General features: G+C 65.3%; 14 protein-coding genes and 4 pseudogenes. 7 read left to right on the top strand and 11 right to left on the bottom strand.

Features of this window, described 5'->3' with window-relative positions:
* Positions 1-145: 145 nt before the first annotated feature.
* The 9 genes from ACZ68P_RS30320 to ACZ68P_RS30280 form a co-directional block, all read right to left on the bottom strand.
* Positions 146-895, bottom strand: a complete 750-nt coding sequence (locus ACZ68P_RS30320; RefSeq protein WP_471011804.1) for a transposase — start codon at positions 893-895, stop codon at positions 146-148.
* 66 nt (positions 896-961) lie between these two features.
* Entirely contained in the window at positions 962-1594 is a 633-nt protein-coding gene (locus ACZ68P_RS30315; RefSeq protein ID WP_471011802.1) for a GNAT family N-acetyltransferase, read from the bottom strand.
* 664 nt (positions 1595-2258) lie between these two features.
* On the bottom strand, positions 2259-3113 hold the full coding sequence (gene tatC, locus ACZ68P_RS30310; RefSeq protein ID WP_471011936.1) for a twin-arginine translocase subunit TatC: 855 nt from the start codon (positions 3111-3113) through the stop codon (positions 2259-2261).
* A gap of 84 nt (positions 3114-3197) precedes the next feature.
* Positions 3198-3488: a Sec-independent protein translocase subunit TatA gene (gene tatA / locus ACZ68P_RS30305; protein WP_471011800.1), complete on the bottom strand. Its 291-nt coding sequence runs from the start codon at positions 3486-3488 to the stop codon at positions 3198-3200.
* An 817-nt stretch (positions 3489-4305) separates the two neighbouring features.
* On the bottom strand, positions 4306-4707 hold the full coding sequence (locus tag ACZ68P_RS30300) for a DUF6009 family protein (RefSeq protein WP_471011797.1): 402 nt from the start codon (positions 4705-4707) through the stop codon (positions 4306-4308).
* Positions 4704-6227, bottom strand: coding sequence for a DNA primase family protein (locus ACZ68P_RS30295; protein WP_471011796.1), 1524 nt, complete (start codon positions 6225-6227; stop codon positions 4704-4706). Before ACZ68P_RS30295 ends, ACZ68P_RS30300 begins: the two co-directional genes overlap by 4 nt.
* On the bottom strand, positions 6220-7320 hold the full coding sequence (locus ACZ68P_RS30290; protein WP_471011795.1) for a bifunctional DNA primase/polymerase: 1101 nt from the start codon (positions 7318-7320) through the stop codon (positions 6220-6222). The genes ACZ68P_RS30295 and ACZ68P_RS30290 overlap by 8 nt, the downstream gene beginning before the upstream one ends.
* A 660-nt stretch (positions 7321-7980) precedes the next feature.
* Positions 7981-8601 carry a group II intron maturase-specific domain-containing protein gene (locus ACZ68P_RS30285; protein ID WP_471011934.1) on the bottom strand — a complete coding sequence of 207 codons (621 nt, stop codon included), beginning with the start codon at positions 8599-8601 and terminating at the stop codon, positions 7981-7983.
* A 275-nt stretch (positions 8602-8876) separates the two neighbouring features.
* Positions 8877-9002, bottom strand: a complete 126-nt coding sequence (locus ACZ68P_RS30280) for a hypothetical protein (protein ID WP_471011794.1) — start codon at positions 9000-9002, stop codon at positions 8877-8879.
* Positions 9003-9466: 464 nt separating this feature from the next.
* Between ACZ68P_RS30280 and ACZ68P_RS30275 the strand changes: the two are divergent.
* Positions 9467-10274: pseudogene (locus ACZ68P_RS30275) on the top strand (transposase family protein).
* Between the two features lie 481 nt (positions 10275-10755).
* Here ACZ68P_RS30275 and ACZ68P_RS30270 read toward each other — a convergent pair.
* Positions 10756-10980 (bottom strand): cold-shock protein, encoded by a 225-nt coding sequence (locus ACZ68P_RS30270; protein ID WP_471011791.1) that lies wholly within the window; start codon positions 10978-10980, stop codon positions 10756-10758.
* 311 nt (positions 10981-11291) lie between these two features.
* Between ACZ68P_RS30270 and ACZ68P_RS30265 the strand changes: the two genes are divergently transcribed.
* The 3 genes and pseudogenes from ACZ68P_RS30265 (at position 11292) to ACZ68P_RS30255 (ending at position 13481) form a co-directional block, all read left to right on the top strand.
* Positions 11292-11699, top strand: coding sequence for a hypothetical protein (locus tag ACZ68P_RS30265; protein ID WP_471011789.1), 408 nt, complete (start codon positions 11292-11294; stop codon positions 11697-11699).
* 578 nt (positions 11700-12277) lie between these two features.
* Positions 12278-12610: a histone-like nucleoid-structuring protein Lsr2 gene (locus ACZ68P_RS30260; protein ID WP_471011787.1), complete on the top strand. Its 333-nt coding sequence runs from the start codon at positions 12278-12280 to the stop codon at positions 12608-12610.
* A 111-nt stretch (positions 12611-12721) separates the two neighbouring features.
* A pseudogene (locus ACZ68P_RS30255) lies at positions 12722-13481 on the top strand (transposase).
* Positions 13482-13682: 201 nt separating this feature from the next.
* Here ACZ68P_RS30255 and ACZ68P_RS30250 read toward each other — a convergent pair.
* Complete coding sequence (locus tag ACZ68P_RS30250; RefSeq protein WP_471011932.1) at positions 13683-13859, bottom strand: DUF6009 family protein; 177 nt, start codon at positions 13857-13859, stop codon at positions 13683-13685.
* A 711-nt stretch (positions 13860-14570) separates the two neighbouring features.
* Here ACZ68P_RS30250 and ACZ68P_RS30245 point away from each other — a divergent pair.
* The 3 genes and pseudogenes from ACZ68P_RS30245 to ACZ68P_RS30235 form a co-directional block, all read left to right on the top strand.
* Positions 14571-15066: pseudogene (locus ACZ68P_RS30245) on the top strand (DUF4158 domain-containing protein); the annotation flags it as partial.
* Between the two features lie 148 nt (positions 15067-15214).
* Positions 15215-15799 (top strand): hypothetical protein, encoded by a 585-nt coding sequence (locus ACZ68P_RS30240; RefSeq protein WP_471011786.1) that lies wholly within the window; start codon positions 15215-15217, stop codon positions 15797-15799.
* Positions 15800-16035: 236 nt separating this feature from the next.
* A pseudogene (locus tag ACZ68P_RS30235) lies at positions 16036-16455 on the top strand (helix-turn-helix domain-containing protein); the annotation flags it as partial.
* Positions 16456-16725: the final 270 nt, after the last annotated feature.

The following is a 16725-nucleotide window of genomic DNA, read 5'->3' as shown; positions in this document are numbered from 1 at the left end:
GCGGCGTGCGGGATGGCCTGGTCGTGCCTGCTGGGGGGCAGTTTCACTGCCCTTTGGGGCAGGCCCGGCGGCGGGGCGGTCAGCCGGTCGCTGATGCCCTCTGAGCGTTCAGGCTCCGCCCGGTGGAGAGCCTCAGTAAGGATCTTCAGCGTCGCCTCTCGAGGGTGAGGACGGCCTTGGTGATTGACGTGAGTCGGTTGGGGCTGATCCGGGCTTTGCGGAAGATCCGCCATGCCTTGAGCCGGGCGAAGGCACGCTCGACGGGGAAGCGGAGGCGTGCGTGTGCTCGGTTGACGGCTGCTTGTCTGGCAGTGAGGGGCCGTCCGAGGTGGCGTTTGAAGGGCACTTGGAAGGTCCCGCCGGCTCCGGTGTAGGCCTTGTCGGCGAGTACGGGGATCCGCAGTCGTTCACAGGTCGTGACGATGCGGTGGGTGCGGGCGGCGGTGATGTCGACGGTGCGGCCGGGCAGCGCGGGTGAGTACCAGATCAGCTCGCCGACGGGATCGGTGACGGCCTGGATATTGACGCCGTGCCGTCTGGCCTTGCCGGAGTAGTCACGTTCATGGTCGCCGACCCGGACGCACTCGGCGATGGTGCCGTCCACCAGGACGTACTCGGGACGTGCCCGGCGCAGGGCCTGTGTCAGGGACGGTGCCTTCGAGGCGAGAAGTCCGATCACACTCTGTACATAGGCATGGGCTGTGCCCTCGCTGATACGGAAGCCCGCGGCGAGCTTCGCATAGGTGGTGTGCTCGCGCAGGTAGACCAGGGCGATGATCGCGCGTTGCGAGGGCCGCAGCTTGCACCGACGGTCACCCTCGCGGGTGACGATCAGCATCGTGACCCACTCTACGAGCGCGTGCGGCAGGTCGAGTGCGGCAGGATAGATGACCAACGAGGCCTCCGGTCGCGGCGGTTGGGACTTCAGACATCTCGAACCACTGCCCGAAGGCCTCGCCTGCTATCCCGCCTCGACCGTCACCCGATCGGTGACCACTCTGAAGATCCTTACTGAGATGATGTCCCGCACGGCCGGCCATTCCTCGGCCAGGACGGAGTAGGAGATGACCGAGCGCAGAGCACCGTCGCGTCCATAAGAGTGGGCTCGCAACTCGCCCTCGCAGGTCACCCCGAGCTTGATCAAAGCCGCGCGAGTTCGGTCGTTGCGTACGTCGACCTTGAAGGAGACGCGTCGGACTCCCATGCCATCGAACGCGTGCGCCAGCATTAGCTGTTTGGTCTCCAGGTTGAGGCCCGACCCCCAGGACTCGGATGCCATCCACGTATTGCCGATCTCAGCGGCACACGGCGCACAACCGGTCGACGTCTCGTCCCGGTACATCAAGTTCTTGAACCTGGTCGAGCCCACGATCCGCTCTGACCTTCTGTCGATGATGGCGAAACCGATACTCGTCCCGGCTCTCCTACCGACCCGGGCCTTCTTGACGTACCGCACCGCCTCCATGACGGAACGGGGTACGGACAGAAACTCGAAGGGGTCGTCAGAGGCTGCGGTGGCCAGGCCTTCCGCATGCTCTGCGCGCAACGTCTCAAGGCGAACCAACGAGCCGGTGAGCACCAGGGATCGCTCCATCGAACCTCCTTACACTTTCCGCCTTGAAGGGATTCGATTGTTCTTCCGCCCCCCGGGGCAGGCTATGGCCGCATGGGCAGCGCAAGGGGACGAGCCGGACATGCCGCACGCTGCGTCGCACTTTCAGGCACTACGTCGGGCACGTCGTGTGTGCGGGGATGTGCCCTTGGGAGGCTCGACGGGAGAGGTGCCGTTCGGAATCCTCTTGGCCAAGGAAGGTTCTGATCACAACCTGGAGCAGCGAGAGTCATGCAGGCTAACGGAACAGAAGAGGCCTGGGAGTACCTCACGTCTCGGTGGGACCCGAGCGAGGACTGGGCTGACTTCGCCGACAGAGCACCTGGGTCCTCGGAGCCGCAGGTGAGCCGAATTATGGCGAAGTTCGACCACATTCCACTCCTCCACGCCCTGCATGAACGCCCGGGACACATGAGTCGAGAGGCTTATCGCGCAGCTGTGGAGAGCGTCTTTCGTCAGTGGTACGCGAGGAACAACATGCAGACGTTCACGCACGAGTATTCCTGAGGGGGCGCGCCCTTCGGGGGCCTGCTGAGGTGGACGGCTCGCACCCTTTGGCGCCCTGGAACATCCCGTGGATGTCTCCTTGCGTCGGCTTGGGACGTGCCAACGATCTCAGGGGGTAGGGCGGGGCTCGGTCTCGCGATCACGGGAGTGTCGTGTCCGCCGCCGGCTTCGCCGCTCCTTCGCGCAAGGCACTGACGCCGACGGACCCGTGCGTGGGCCTGAGGCGGGAGGCCTCGCCGTCGCCGAGTGCGGCGTCAGAGTTGCGGCGGGCCCTGCGCCGGTCGTTGACGAGCGAAAATCCTACGGCTCCGAAGTACAGGACGGTGATCGGCCCGGCGAGAGCGATCATGCCGACTGGGTCGGTGGTGGGGGTGATGATGGCGCCGAAGACAAAGACGCCCATGATCACGCCGCGCCACCAGCTGGCCATTCGCCGGCCTGTGAGGACACCGGTGACGTTCAGCATGACGAGAATGAGCGGCAGCTCGAAGGCGAGGCCGAAGACGAGCACCATGCGCAGGGTGAAGTCCAGCACGTCGCTGAGGGACAAGATGTTCGCGGAACCACCCGGCGTGAGGCTGATGAGTACGTGCACGCTGATGGGAAGAATGAGGTACGCGAGGTAGGCCCCGGCGGCGAAGAGCGGAACCGCGGTGCCGACGAAGGCGTAGGTGTACTTCTTCTCGCTCTTGTGCAGGCCGGGCGCGATGAAGGCCCACAGCTGGTACAGCCAGACCGGACTCGCGACAACAAGGCCGGTCACAAGGCTGATCTGGATCGTCGTGCTGAACGGAGCCATCAGCGTGTTGAACGAGACGATCGCGCAGTTGCCACCGTCGCTACTGACGCCGGGCCCGCACTTGGGCACCGACCTTGTCAGGAACTGCATCAGTTCCTCGCTATACACGAGGGCCACTACGGTGACCGCGGCGATAGCCAGGAAGCCCTTCGCCAGGCGGTTGCGCAGTTCACGCAGGTGTTCCACGAGGGGCATTCGGCCCTCGGATGCCTTCTCTTGTTTGCGGGCAGACGTGAGCAACCGACGTCCTCATCTCGTGCGACGGCCGCGCCGGAGCGGTCAGCGCCTGGTGGTGTCCGAACGCTCGGCCAGGGGACGCGGACTGGTCACATCGCCGGGTGCCGCCTGGATCGTGCGTGGAGCGTAGGGGTCTTGGGCGCCGGGGGCCGGCGGATCCGCCGGGGCAGGAGCGCTCTGCTGGTCGTCCGCCTTCATGGCTTTGGCCTCGCTCTTGAGGATACGCGCCGACTTGCCCAGCGAACGGGCCATGTCCGGGAGCTTTTTGGCACCGAACAGCAGGATGATGACGACGAGAATGAGAATGATCTCGGTGGGGCCGAGTCTGCCCATGGCTGTTTACCTTCTTCACAGAGGCGACGTGGAAAGCGTTCTCGGAGACAGGAGACGCGCCCGGCCACCGCGCTGCCAGCGATCGTAAACCCGTGCAAGCACGAGGGGCCAATGGCTGGGCAGTATTTCGCGGGGTCGAGGGGTGGCTTAAGTGTATACAGCCTCGCAAAAATCTGGATCCCTGCATTATCGGCAATCCATATTCTCTCTATCACCTGATTCGGCGGTCGAGATCAGGGATTTTCCCTAACAGAAGCCGTGCGGGGCTGCCTGTGGCGCACAGAGACGGTGCTCGACGGATCACGATGCGCATCAGGGGAAGCTTGCGAGTCTGCACGTTCAGCGCCCTTCGCACTCCCTTACGGCTGCCCGCGACGCCCGTTACGCCGGCCCCGCGCACACCTAGCCTGGGCGGTGGGTCAGCACGCAGACGGGCCTGCCTCCTCCCCCGGGGCATACCCGTCCCTGGCCGTTACGCCCCTGGCCAACCCTCTTGGGAGGGACTCGTGGGGAGCCCCTTGGCCAGGGGCACACTCCTTCACCGCGCAGAGCCATCGGCTACTGCCTGTCGACAGCCGGTGGGCTCACATTTGTGCAGGCTGCCGCCTTCCTTACGAGACGACAGCCGTGAACGGTCCCTCGCCGAGAAGCTCGACTGTCACCGGACGGTTCACGGATACCACTCACCGCTCAGCTGCCCTTGAAGAGCGACATCCGTCGTCCTGGACACCTCGTCACGGCCGATTCCTCACGCCCAGCCGCTCCGTACGAACCGTACGGAGCGACCGAAGCGACTGAGCTTCGAACTCGGTGGCCGTCACAGCGGAAGCGTGATGCCCAGTTCCTGCATCGCGGAGGACGGCGGACCGCCTTCGGAACGTTCGGTCTTACGGCCCTTGGTGCCGGGAGCAAGGGTGCGCGGGTCGATGCCCTCGGAGGGCCCTGATGCGCGGTAGAGCCCGTCGGGTACCGAGTCGCGGTCGTGGGGAAGGAGCCAGAAGACACGGCGCCGGAAGGTTCCGGACGCCCGGGATGCCTTCGAGTCGCGACCGAGGACCGCGTATCCGACCATGCGGCCGTCACGGAAGTACGCCGGACGCCCACCGCGGGTGGGCAGACGGTCGAGACTCTGGCGAACGTAGTCGAGCCGTTCCACGTCCTCGAGCCACACCAGTTCGAGCTCGTGCTTGATCTCGTCATCGCTGATCAGGGCGCTCATGCCACCTCCTCGTCGGCGAGCAATCCTATGCCGGGGTAGTACTTCCTCGAATTCGACAGAATCATCTCCTTCGGGGACGACAAGCCGACAAGCTCCCGGGTGCGCTGGGCGAACGCCCGGTTGCTGGCCGGCGGGGAGCCTTCCGTCGCGCACCAGGAGCGGTAGGCGTCGTAGAGGGTCTTCTGCTCGGTGCGAGCCTCCGCACTGAGGATGCAGGCCTCATCGTAGAACCGTCCGGTGTGGTCCTCGGTCTCGGCGTATGCGGTGGTGGCGATACGCACCTTGTCCGGACCCGTCAGGTTCTTGTCCCCCGCGAGATACCGACGGGCCCCCTCAATAAGCCAGTTCAGTATGCCGGGGCCCTCCTCGGCAACGAGAATGTCGGCCAGGTTGTCGATCTTCTGGTCGTCGGACACCGTGCGCTCGAAGGGAATGAGACGCATGCGCCGCCAGAACGCAAAGCCTCCGGTGCCGACTTCCGGGCGGTGGTTACCGAGGAGCCACAGCTTGTGCGTGGGCTCGAAACTGAAGAAGTCCTGACGCATACGGCGCGCCTTGATGCGGTCGCCTCCGGTAAGAAGCTTGACACGTGCTTCGTCGAACTTGTCACCAGGCTTGACTTCGGAGCAGACGATGATGCGCCGGCCGTGGAGTTCCGCGAGGTCGGTGGGATGGCCCTCGTAGGGGCGGGCCATGAGGAACCCGGGCGGGGCGGCATCCGCATAGTCCCCCATCAGCTTCATGAAAAGGTCGAGAAGGACCGACTTGCCGTTCTTCCCCGCCCCGAAGAGGAAGGGCATTACCTGAGCGCCGACGTCGCCGGTGATCGAGTAACCAAGGAGCAGCTGGAGGTACGCGATCATCTCGCTGCCGTCGGGCCCTTCTCCGAGGGTGTCGCTCAGGAAGCGGATGAACCGCGGCGTGGGCATCTGTGTGGGACCCGTGGTCGTGGAGCGGGAGTTGAAGTCCTTGAACGGATCGGGAGTACGCATGAGGCCGGTGCGCAGGTCGACCACGCCCGAGGGGGTGCACAGGGCATAGGGGTCGGCGTCCAGGTGTGCCGCGTTGAGGACCATGCCGGGGGCGGACCTGGCCTGGGCAAGCATGGCGTTGATACCGGAGGTGCTCAGGGCACGCTTGCGGTGCTTTCTGAGAGCCTCCATGGTGTGCACGCCCCGAGGGTCCACAGAGGCAATCTCTTCTCCGATCTCGCCCGCCGCCCACAGCACCGTGTCGTCCTCGTCCATCTGCCAGCGCGTGGTGTCCCAGCGATACCAGCCGAGACCGGGGACGTGCCGGAAGTCAGAGGCGTAGATCTTCACAAAGAGTTTGGCGTTACCGCGGTCGGTGAGGCTGTCCGGCAGAAGGCCGTGGGCCGTGGCTGGTCCTTCTTCACGGGCACTCGTCGTCGCTCCATGAGGCCGGGCGAGGGCCGTTCTCCGGGCGATGATCTGCTCGGCGATCGCCTGCGGATCGAAGTCGAAGAGAACGTCGTCGCTCCCGTCGATAGGCCTAGTCACGGGCGGCCCCGCAGTACAGGGGATGTCGGGCTCCGGCGGCCATGCCACTGCGGATGATCTGTGCGGAGCGACGTGCCTGCCCGGGGCGGGCCAGGTCGGCGGTCTCCTGCAGGAGACGCTCGGCTTCGTCACGGGAGAGCAGGCCTGCAGCCACGAGGCCTCCGGTGGTGTACGCCGCCCGGTTGAGCAGGGCCGAGAATCCCGCGCCCTCCGGCGTCGCTGCGCAGGCGGTCACATCGGCGAGAACGGTCGAGAGGGTCCTGGCCGCGGGGGCGGCACCGCCCCCGGCTGCGACCACGGCTTGTCGCGCGCGAGCGGGGACGGGCCGGGGTGCCGGAATGTGGGCCGCGGGCAGGTGGTGGGTTCGTTCCAGCTCCTGGGCGAGCCACGCCGGGAGCGGTGCGGGGACGCGTGCTGCGCCGACCGGGGTGTAGGTACCGGCAGTGGTGGAGGTGCCGGGAGCGACGATGTAGCCGCCTTCAGCGCGTACGTCCACCTGCCAGGCGAGCGCGCGGTGGGTGCCGGAGCCGATGGAGGACTGCCAGCGCCGGGCATCCGTGGCGCGGTACCAGATGTGGAGGCCACCGGAGGGGGTACGAACGCGCAGGGTACGGGTGTCCGTGACCGGGTTCTGCTGCCTACGGACCGCTGCCAGGACGGCAAGGGTGTGGAAACCGGTGGTCATCGCCGACACGTCGATGTCATCTGCGATGTCAATTCCCGGGAGCAGCCGGTCCCGGAGCGGTGCGGTAGTGGAGTGGGCGTCGACATCGATGACCACGAGGGCGGCCGGACCGCAGGCGATCGCCACGCCCATCCGCGGGTGCCTCCCCCACCAGTGCCGGATCCGGTTCATGTCGAGGGTCGCCGAGTGGAAACTGTGGCACCAGCGACCGGCGGCTCGGCACGGGCAGGTCGTCCGATCGTGGTCTCGTCGGCGGCAGTCGGGGCAGTTGGCAGCCGGCGTCTTCCGACCGGGGGCAAGCGGGTGGACGGGCCATCCGTGACTGGCACACCAGTTGGCGATGGCCAGTGGCTCAGCAGGCGAGGCTGGTGCCCAGTCACTGGGGGAAGACCGCAGGTGAGCAGGCATCTGCTTCCCCCTCAGCGACCAAAGCGACTCAATGACGGCGGCAGCCTAGCGAAGGAGGCCTGCACGGCAGGGCAGCAACTCAGGGTGACCAGGGGAAGGAGGCCCCCCTGGCTGTACCCCGGTCCCAGAGACGGGGCGGCATGCACCGCTCCTGTCAGTCGCTCGGTAAAAGCACAGGTCAGAGGCGTTGTGCAAGCCTCAGAGCGACCGAAGCGACTAGAAGTCCCCCTTATCGATCGCACGCGCACATCAGATGAGACTCATATACAGCAGGTCGCGTCGCTTCAGTCGCTGCCGACGGCGTGGCACGCGTCTGACATGCAGTTTTGTCCAGCGACTGAAGGCTCTTGGACCTGCGCCCGCCCGGCGCTGCCCCTAAGGGCAGACTTCGCATTACAGGCCTCAGACTGCCTGATCCGCGTCCTCATGGACGAAGCAATCACGCATGCTCTCGCCGCTTCCTCTCGTGTCATGTGGCCCGCGGCTATCAGGAGGCCGTCGACCGGCCCGTCCCGCTCGCCCCTGATGACGTTTGTTCAGGAGCCGGTGCGAACATAGAGAATCGATCAGGGGGACGGGTCGCCCGTCACTCCCCTCACGCCACCGGACATGCGGGGCACGCATCCGGCGGTTCACCGAGCTGATCTCAACCGTTGCCGGTCAGCCTGAGTGTGAGAAACCCAAGGCCGTGCCAGTAGGAGTCGGGCATGGCCCGCTGGAGAATGGGCGAGCCCGGACCACCAGTAACCCTTGCTGCGGCTTCCCACTGGTAGGAGAACCACTCGCTGATGCCGAGCCTGCGCAGGTCAGCCCGGCGGTCCGGGGATGCTTCCATTCCTTCCAGCGGATCTGCCGCATCCCGCGGCGGAACCACTCGTGCAGGTCCCGGAACGGCCTGGTGGCCTCCGAGAGCTGGAAGTAGCCCATTCCTCCGGCCATGTACCGGTTGATCGTTCGTCCATCGCGACGCTCCACGGAGCGAGGTGAGCTCCGAATACGGGCCTTCCAGCGCCCCAGCGCCTTCGGGCCGATCCGGATCTTTACCCCGCTACGGGTGACGTAGGAGCCGAGCCCCAGCAGCGTGGCGGCGGAGGCCCGGACCGCCTTCGACTTCTCCCTGTTGACCTTCAATGCAACCGCTGCCCTGCTCCACGACGGCCGTAACCAAGACGAGCCCCCTGTGGCCGCCCGCTCGCTCCGCCCGAAAACGCGTACGTCGTCGGCGCAACGCGCGAACCGGTGACCCCGCCGAAACAACTCCCGGTCGAGGTCGGCGAGCATGATGTTCGACAAGACGGGCGCGGGCATGGAGCCGTGCGGGGTCTCTTACCCGCTGGGCATCTTCATGCCATCCACCATGATCCCGGCTGCCAGATACCTGCGGATCAGTTGCAGAATTCTGCGTGATCGATTTCGCGCGCGACCCGCGTCATCAGGGCGTTGTGCTGACCACGGTCAAGAACCGGTCCAAATCAAGGTCCACGCCCTACCGGTGCTCGTCCTCGACGCCCGCCGTGCGCCACGCTCCGGCCCGAGTGGGTGGAGCCGCCGGAACGTCACCCGAAGGACGGCCTCGAGAACTCCAGGTCGAATGGGCAGATGCCCGTGTCGAGCTCGGCTTCCACCGCGGGCCAGTGCACCGGCAGCCACGGACGCAACTCCACCGTGGTCATCAAGTCCACTCCGGGGGCACCCCGGTTCGCTTCGACGTGGTCAAGCGGCCCACACAGGGTTTCCTGCGAGAGCATCCGCTCCCGGAACAAAGCCCTTGTTCGCGGTGAACGTCCTCCGTGGAGTGCGCGGACGGATCACTTCGTGCCACCGAGGGCTCCACCGGACGCACCGGCTCTTCCCCCTGGGGCCCTGCCCAGGCAGGCTTCCTGCGGTCCATGTGGCCGGCACAAGGCATCAACCACATCAACGGTTTACTCGATCTTGGCCCTTCCCCAGCTGGTACTACCGCCCTCTGCTGACTACTGCCCGGTCAGACGGCACCTCTCGATGCGGCGCGGCGGCATCCTCAGTACAGCCGACATCTGGATAGCTCTCCCCACGTAAGAACACTGAGCTTCTTTCATCCTGTGTTGGAGGGTGAAATGAGCTGGTCAGTGGGTGTGGTGACGAGGCAGGGCTCCTCCTCGTTGGCGTGGTGATCTCACTCAACACGTTGGCGACCGAAGGGGCCCTGGTGGTTTCCGTATCCTGCCATGCTCGACGTCCCGTACGAGCTGGTCGAGCACGTTGCCTGGCTGCTCCACGAGCATCGCCAGGCCCGCAACACCCGCTGGCGCAAGCTCGGCTGCTTCAAACAGGCTCTGCTCACGCTGGTCCGTCTACGGAAGAACGAGACGTTCTCGCAGCTCGGGGCGGGTTTCGGGATATCGCAGGCCACCGCCTGGCGCTATGTCGACGAGACCTTGGACGTCCTGGCCGGCTGGGCACCCGGCCTCTACGAAGCACTCACCGGCCTCGGTGAAGGCGACCACGTCATCGTTGACGGCACGCTGATCCCCATCGACCGCATCGCCGCCGACGAGCCGTATTACTCCATGAAGCACCGCAGGCACGGCATGAACGTGCAGGTCATCGCCCGTCCTGACGGCGCACCGCTGTGGTTCTCGCGTGCGACACCCGGCCGCACTCATGACCTGACCGCGGCCCGGGCTCACGGGATCGTGCAGGCCTGTCTGACCCGGCAGGTCCTTGTCCTGGCGGACCGTGCCTACCAGGGCGCCGGCGCCACCATTCGCACCCCGTACAAGAACCACCGCGAACAACCCGAGCACTACCAGCAGTTCAACCGCGACCAGGCCCGACTCAGAGCTCCCGGCGAACGCGCCTTCGCACAGCTCAAATCCTGGCGGATCCTTCGCCGAGCCCGATGCTCCACCCGCCGCATCGGCACCATCGTCCAAGCCATCCACACCCTCCTGACCTGCAACTACTCAGGATGAAAGAGGCTCACTGTTCCGCGCTTACGCACCGGCCCTCTTGCAGTGATGGGCTTCACCTTCTATCGCAGGCTCACCTGACCAGTACGGCTCATACGCGGTTCGCGTTCCTCGGTACCCAGGTCTCGCCTCGGATTCCTGCAGACCCCACCTCATGTTGCCGCCCGTGCCCCTACCCGGGGTCACTACCACCTCTCCCCCGGGGAACTTCCCCTAACAATCGCCCATCCTGGGCGCACAACGAAGCAGGCCCTCCCACCATCGTGGGAGGGCCTGCGCGACAACATCGCACCCGAAGGTGGGCGCTGACATTAGGGCGTGTCTTCGGAAATCACCCCGTATCTGTCAGTCCGCACCGCCACCCGTCCGAGGTGACGTGCAGTACTTGACACGGTGAGGATGTCTGTCGGCACCCCCTCGCGCGCCGGCGAGACCTAGCCCCCGCTGGCCTATCGGGAGCCGGGGGCGCCGCCTCATGGAGTCGTCAGTGACGACGCACGTCCTCCGCCTGCGGGCCCTTGGGGCCCGCGACGACGTTGAAGATGACCTCTTCGCCCTCGTCTAGCGAGCGGAATCCGTTACCGGAAATCGCCGAATAGTGGACGAAGACGTCCTGGGCACCGCTAGCCTGCGCCAGGAAGCCGAACCCCTTTTCGGCGTTAAACCACTTCACCGTGCCGCGCACATCATTTTCCTGCGGAACTGACATTGCTTCTCCACTATGTAAAGCACCTCGATCAAGCGGCAGGGTTTCGAGGCTGAAACGTGCTCGCCAGAAGGCTGCCCTGAGGTTGGGTGAACGACAGCCGATGCCAGCGTAGGGCGATTTTCCACGTCGTGACCATACCCGAAAGGGAAGCAGGTCGGGCAGAGACGGGGCATACATTCCTACCCGAACGCATGCTGATGCAACCTGGTACCGCACAGTTACGCTTCCCTGAAATACAACAGGGTTCCCAGATACCGACGGGAAGCGTTGCTAGCGCCAAAGCCTCCTGGGCCGGCGTACAGGGAGGGTAGATGGTTTTCCGCATCGATCTTGCGGTCGGCAGTGTACGCGCTGCCCAGTTGATCAACTCGTACCGAACCCGCCTAAAGGAAGCGGACCTGCTCGACGACGACGCCGCCCTGCGCGTGGCGTGCTCCGCATACGCCGACGGAAACATCTACGTTGTTGCGGCCCCCGGGCAGATTTGGACAAGCACCAAGAAGAAATTTGGGAAGAATTCCAGACAAATCCAGGTCGCCGCTCTCTCCTTCACTGCGCATGGGCATTTTGCGAGATGTGCTGACGAGTACGGCATGCTTCTCGACATCCCACTGGATGTGATGGCTGAAGACTTCACGCTGACACGATGGCCCGCTGAGCAGATTCCCTCCTCTCTAAACCACACAGATCCCGCCGGCGAGGAGGACCGTTGGTTCTGACAGACCTCCTCCCTCCCTCAGGATTCGGCACAACTGGAGGTCGGGCCCGCCCCGGATCAGGGCGCAGCGAGTGACAGCCTCCGGTCCTCTTGTGCCTGTGCGGCGGCGCGAAAGGCCCATACCGATGCCCTAACTGCCGCACGAACGGGCCCCCGTTCCAGTGCTCGACGGGCGTAGATTTTTTTCGGAGCCTCCAGTGGAGGCACCCCGAACGAGGGCCCCGGCCCGTAAGTCTTCCCCGCGCGCGCCATGCTCACCCCCCCGAGCACCACGGCGCACTGCAACCCGCGCGCGGAAGCCAGAGCCGGGGCCCTCCGCCGTTCCCCGGGGCAACACATGGTGTTCTGCGGCTAACGGCTCCGGATCTCAGAGGGCTGTCACCGAAGAGCTCTTCCGGGCGGCTCACTCTCCAGGTGGCCGGTCGAGAAGCACACCCCACGCCTCGCACGCCCTTCTTCCCGGTCCTGCCTTTCACCAGGGCCTGGAAGCCCAGCCATTGAACCGTCATTTGTGAATCTCATTACGGTGGTGAATACAGATCTCCGGTCCACCACGCGCCAGGGGTGTACCATCCGAATATGGCACAGAAGCAGGTAACGATTTTCATCGATGATCTCACCGGCGAAGAGACCACCGAGGGTAGTACGCACACCTTTACGCTCAACGGCATCGACTACGAAATCGACCTGTCCCCGGACAGTTACGATCAGATGCTCGAAGCGTTCGGCCCATATCTAAAGGCGGGTCGAAAGATCCCCCGCTCCCGGCGTACCTCGGCGGCGACCCGAAATCGCACGGCCGGGACGTCGACGGCCGATATCCGTGCGTGGGCCAGGGAGAACGGGCACGAAGTGAACGAACGCGGCCGCATCTCCTCCGACATCCGCAGGGCATACGAGGCGGCGCACTGAGGCTCTTTCATCCTGTGCTGGAGGGTGAAATGGGCTGGTCAGCGGGTGTGGTGACGAGGCAGGGCCCCTTCGAGATGTCTGACGTCTCAACCGCTGTGACCGGAGGCCTCGTTGGTCGTCTTTCCTGCCGCACTCGGCCTGCCGCATGCGCTCGTGGAGTGGGTCACGATGCTGATCGTCACTCGCGAGGGTGACCGCCGGTGCAAGCTGCGACCCTCGCAACGCGCGATCATCACCGTGGTCTACCTGCGCGAGCACACCACCTACGCGAAGCTCGCCGCGGGCTTCCGGATCAGCGAAGGCACCGCCCACGCCTACGTACAGATCGTGATCAAACTCCTCGCCTCGAAGGCACCATCCCTCACGCAGGCGCTTCGCCGGGCACGGCCCGAGTATGTCCTGGTGGACGGCACCATCGCCGAGTGCGCCCGCGTCGGCGACCACGAACGGGATGGACTACTCCGGCAAGGCCCGACGGCACGGAGTGAACATCCAGGCCGTCACCGATCCCGTCGGCGAGCTGATCTGGTACTGGTACTCACCCGCACTGCCGGGCCGCACGGTCGACATCACCGCCGCCCGCACCCACCGCATCGTCGCGATCTGTGAGCGACTGCGGATCCCCGTGCTGGCCGACAAGGCCTACGCCGGGGCCGGCGGCACGTTCCAGGTCCCGTTCAAACGCCACCTCGGAAGACCTCTCACCACCAGGCAAGCAGCCGTCAACCGAGCACATGCACGACTCGGCTTCCCCGTCGAGCGTGCCTTCGCCCGGTTCAAAGCCTGGCGAATCTTCCGCAAAGCGCGGATCAGCCCCAACCGGCTCACCTCAATCGCCAAGGCCATCCTCACCCTCGAGAGGCGACGCTGAAGATCCTTACTGACACGAGCGCGCGGGCGAATTGCGTCGGGTGCGGCCGCACTGGCCGTCGGCCTCGTCATCGGCCCGGGGTGCGCCACCCGCCGTGATCCGTGCCGGGCCGCGTTGACCTCCCGATGCGTCACCATCTGCTCTGCGGCCAGCAGCCCACCACTGCGAACAACTGACTCATGCAGGCCCCGTAGGAAAGATTCACGCGACCGGCGTCGCTGATCCCCGCTGCGACCGGGCAGTCGTGCCGACGTGACCAGGCTGAATCGTATGAGGGGTCGGCTGTCTCTCCGGGCGCGCCCGCGCGGTAGTGGTTGTCGGCTCGGCGTCGCGGTCGCGCGGCAGCAGATAGAAGGTTTGAACGCACTGAAGGGGCATGGGCTGAGAGGGATTGTCGGTCCCTGGCCCCTGCGTGTTCCACAGCGGCGCTGCACAGGCCGAGAGTAGGCAGTTGCACTCTTGGTCCCTGTTCGTCAGCTTGCTCAAAGCTTCAGACCCTGCCCCTGCACTGGCCCCTGAAGGCCTCCAGCGCCGGAGTTGGCAGATGGAGGCGTCAGCACATGACATGGAGCCGTTGAAGTCGAGCTTGAGTCACTTCAGTCACTGCCAGATACGTTCTGAGGCCCTGACCTGCGGTTTCAGTTAGGGAGCGGCCCTGGCCAGGGTGCCCAGGTTCAGTCGCTGCCCGCTGCGGAGGTGTCTTGGGTTCTCCCCCAGGAGAACAAGGCGACTATTCCGTCAACATGAGAGGACGGGCCGTGCCACCCGCTACAAGACGAGGCCCGGGCAAGGGGTGGGGGCGGCAGATGCGGGTCGACGCTGCTTGAGGAACACCCATGTCAGATCGTGCGCTAGGTCTTTCGGCGTTGCTGAGCGCGTTGACCTTGGCTGATTGCGTGCTGAAGCCTTCATGGGTCGCCGTTGTCGAACTTCGGACACTTGTGGTGGAGGCCGAGTTTGTGTCGGGTAACGGTCTCGGGGACATCGGTACAGCGGTTAACGCTAGGCCGGTGATCATGGAGTCCTTGCACGGGTGGCAGGCCCGGCGGAAGATCTTGAGCGGCTTCGGGCGCCGATAGCTTCGCGCCCATGCCAGTGGAGTTCATTACTGATGAACAGGCGGCGTAGTACGGCAGGGACAACGAGGAGCCGACCCGACCCGAGCTGGAGCGGTTCTTCTTCCTGGACGACGAGGACCGCAAGCTGATCGCGAAGCGGCGTGGGGACCAGAGCTGGTTCGGGTCTACTCTCCAGGTATGCACCGTGCGCTACGTCGGCCGGATCCTCCCGGACGACCGACGTGCCGTGGGTCTTGATCGAGCACCTGGCCGTGCAACTCGGCATCGAGGACGTCTCGTGCGTGAAGCGGTACACCGAGCGCAAGCTGAAGGCGTGCGAACACGCGTAGGAGATTCGGGACACGTACAGGTACCGCGAGTACGAGGATGCGGAGTGGTCGCGCCGGTTCCGCGCCTTTCTGCATGGGCGGGCGTGGACACACGGTGAGGGGCCGGTGGCGCTGTTCAACCAGGCGGTGGGCTGGTTGCGCCCCGGAGTATCGGCGCTGGATGAAGACGAGGACGAGTCGGCTGCCGACTGAAGCGGGTTGTTGGCTGGCGGGCACCAACGCGGCGTCGTACTGTACGACGGCTCGGACGCTGTGTTCTGACGCTGACGTGTCAACCTCGTTGAAGCGCGGGTGCGTTGTCAGTGGCCACCTGTTCACTTGGCATATGACCGACAAGATGAGTCACAGCGATGTCCACCGAACCACGGCTCTCACTCCCGACACCGAGATGGTCGAGCCATCCGAGGGCGAGGCGGGATTTCGGTTCAAGATCCGTAATGTGAAGATAGATGGCCAGGCTGACGTGGTGCATGTCCGCGGAGGAGGTTCGCACAAGGTCAGTTTCGACGTGCTGCATGATTGCTCGGAGTGTGGCAACGCCGTCAACCAGGTGATCGTTGGTCTGGCGGGTCAGGATCGAGCTCAGGCGTCGGTTTGGAACGGCAAGCAGCGCAGTGGGGGCGGCTTGAAGGTGGTCAATGCCGGCACGCATGTCGAGGCGCTGGCGGAAGACAACCCAGGTCCTGCGGAGTGGGTAAATGTGTCGTGCGACCTTGTTGTTCCCGAGGAACCCGGCCTCTACTCGGTTCGAGCACGTTACGCCCAGGCGTATCAGGGGCGCCTGATGACTGCCGAAGGACGTGCCATCCCACAGTCGGAGTACCAGGACGTGCTGGGTTGGTGGAAGGTCGACCGTCCGGAAGGGCCCGGCCCGGAATCGACCATAGGCACCATCATCGTCGAGGCGTAAAAGCTGCTGGTCAGTCTCTTCGGCCAACCCCGTGACCTCGAACGAGCTCGGCATGGTCCCACCGCCGACGTCGATCGCGGCCCGCGGGCCCGGCGTTCCCGCCAGGGTGGTCCGCCCCCGGGGGTACAACTACCGGCCCCGGCCGGATGCTGCGGAGCGTATCTGTCGTCAAACGACGGCACCCTCAATTGATCAACGCACCACCCACGGATGATCATGTGATCGTGGAGGCACAGGTGCGTGACTACGGGTTTTCGCCGGTACAGCAGGATGAGATCTGGAGACGCTGGCGCGAGGGGCAGTCGTTCAGCTTGATCGCGCGGGCGCTCGGCGCACCGATGCAGAGCGCCCGCCGGTTCCTGTACCAGAGCGGCGGCGTCCGCCTCACCCCGCAGAGACGTTCAGAGCGGCATCTGAGTAGCAGCGAGCGCGAGGAGATATCCCGCGGCATCGCCGCCGGGGAATCGGCCCGGCAGCTCGCCAAGCGGCTGGGCCGATCCCCTTCGACCGTCTCCCGCGAGATCGCTCGCAACAGCGGCCGGGACCGCTACCGAGCCGCCCCGGCCGATGCGGCCGCCTACGCGCGTGGGCGACGCCCCAAGCAGGCCAAGCTCGCCCAGCGGCCCGCTCTGCGCACCCGTGTGGAACCCAAGCTGGTGCGGGTGCCGCGCCGGGGGGAGGAGCGACACGCGCACTCACAAAGTAACGAATGGCTGCTAGGCGTGAGAGAGAGCGGTCAGGCCGTAAGCAAGGCGCTTGCGGGCGTACCAGGTATAGGCCGCTTGGGGACTCCCACCATTGACTCCTATGTTTGATTGTGCTTCTTTATGTGTGGTTCTGTTCGGTTCCCCGCCTGAGGACACGCCGTGAAGAAGACCGTCACCACGCTCGCCGACGGGCGCGAGCTCATCTACTACGACGCGACC

It is taken from the genome of Streptomyces sp. NPDC036822, from assembly GCF_055609145.1.
The sequence above is the reverse complement of the archived record's forward strand: the minus strand, read 5'-3'. Positions and strand labels throughout refer to the sequence as shown.